At 43.1% G+C, this 1,625-nt stretch carries 2 protein-coding genes; one reads left to right on the top strand and one right to left on the bottom strand.

What is annotated here, in order from left to right:
- Nucleotides 1-122: transposase (locus CWB80_RS21250; RefSeq protein WP_171041568.1), on the bottom strand; the 122-nt coding region annotated here is incomplete at its 3' end.
- A gap of 77 nt (nucleotides 123-199) precedes the next feature.
- On the opposite strand from CWB80_RS21250, the gene CWB80_RS21245 reads away from it, so the two are divergent.
- On the top strand, nucleotides 200-1,579 hold the full coding sequence (locus CWB80_RS21245; protein ID WP_138602750.1) for an RNA-guided endonuclease InsQ/TnpB family protein: 1,380 nt from the start codon (nucleotides 200-202) through the stop codon (nucleotides 1,577-1,579).
- Nucleotides 1,580-1,625: the final 46 nt, after the last annotated feature.

The raw sequence follows: 1,625 nt of genomic DNA, 5'->3' as shown, positions 1-1,625 counted from the left end.
ATTATCTCTTTTGTTCTATCTAACATCTCTTTAGTGAAAACGTCTCTTCGGTATTTTGTAACAAATACTAGATGAGCATTGTTTTTAAATAGGCAGCTTCTGCCTGTTCTCCATTCGTACATTTTACTCATAGACTAGATTGACAATTTAACGCTAAGTGTAATAATAGTTACCGCAATTGACAACCTACGGAAAGACCATGCTAACTGGCATTAAGCTACGTGCTAACCCAACATCACATCAAAAACTGGTTTTAAGCCAGTGGATGGGTTGCGCACGCAGTATTTGGAATGCCAAAGTTGACGAAGAAAAGTATTACCGCACCTTTGCACGTAAATACTACCCAACGGGCACTTATGCCCCAATTGACCAGAAAACATCACAATTCAAGTCGAAGGAGTTAACCCCTTGGCTATCTCGATGCCCTAGTCAGATTATCCGAAACAGTGCGGTTAACTGGTATCAGACTTACCAAAAATTCATGAAAGGCGTGTGTGGGCGACCTAAGCGCAAACCTAAAACTGACCGAGGTAGCATCTATCTTACTCGTGAGGTGTTCAGCTTCGAACGTTGCGAAGATGGAAACTTACGACTATTTATCGGCACGAAGACTAATAATATTGGTTACTTATCCTTTAAAGCGCATGGCAAGTTCGAGATCCCAAACTCGCTATATGTGCGCAAAGAGCGTGGTCAATATTATGTATCTTTCTGTTATGAAGACGGCAATAGCGAAGAAGAACTTCCTAGCAATGCTGAACATTTGGAATTCTTGCAGGGTTCAACCAAAAAATATCTGGAAGAACATACTATTGGTGTAGATCGTGGCGTGGCAATTCCTGTTCACGCAGGCTCTATAACGTTCGATTTCTGCGAAAACCAGAAATCGAACATGACCAAAGCTGACCGCTATATCAAGCGACTTCAACGCAAGTTATCACGCCAGAAAAAAGGCTCTAGCCGAAGAAACAAAACCAAACATCGCATTGCTACGCACCATGCTAAAAAGGCGAATATTCGAAACGATTTTGCACATAAAACAAGTCGTTCGTTAATCGAAAGCAAGGCTAAGGTTATAGTGTTCGAGGCTTTACGAACCTCAAGCATGACGCGCAAGCCAAAGGCGAAGCAGGATGAACAAGGTCGGTATGTGTCAAACAAAGCCAAACAAAAGGCTGGGCTAAACAAGTCTATTTTAAACGTTGGCTGGCACATCATAGAGATTTACACCAAATACAAGGCCTACCAAGCAGGAAAAGCCGTCTTCAAAATACCCGCCCCGCATACCAGTCAGGAGTGCGCTGAATGCGATCACACTCACCCCGACAACCGTAAATCACAAGAGCTATTTGTGTGCGGTAACTGTGGCAATACTGACAATGCAGATAACAATGCATCAAAGGTCATAAAGAAACGGGCAATTAACCTAATATTAGACACTGGAACGGTGTTGTCTGGCGATGGAGTTCTAATAACTCAGGCAGATAGTGGACGTGGAGGCAATCGTAAGACTAGCCGAGTCAAAAGCTCGACTAGCGGTGTCCAACGAAGCGTCAAAAAAGAAAGGTTAGTAGCTTAGGCTATTATCTTGGAAGCTCGATGCCTTTAGGCGCGAGTAGTTCACA

The sequence above is a fragment of the Pseudoalteromonas sp. S1650 genome (genome assembly GCF_005887195.1).
GTDB lineage: Bacteria > Pseudomonadota > Gammaproteobacteria > Enterobacterales > Alteromonadaceae > Pseudoalteromonas > Pseudoalteromonas simplex.
This window is presented reverse-complemented; position numbering and strand designations above follow the sequence as displayed.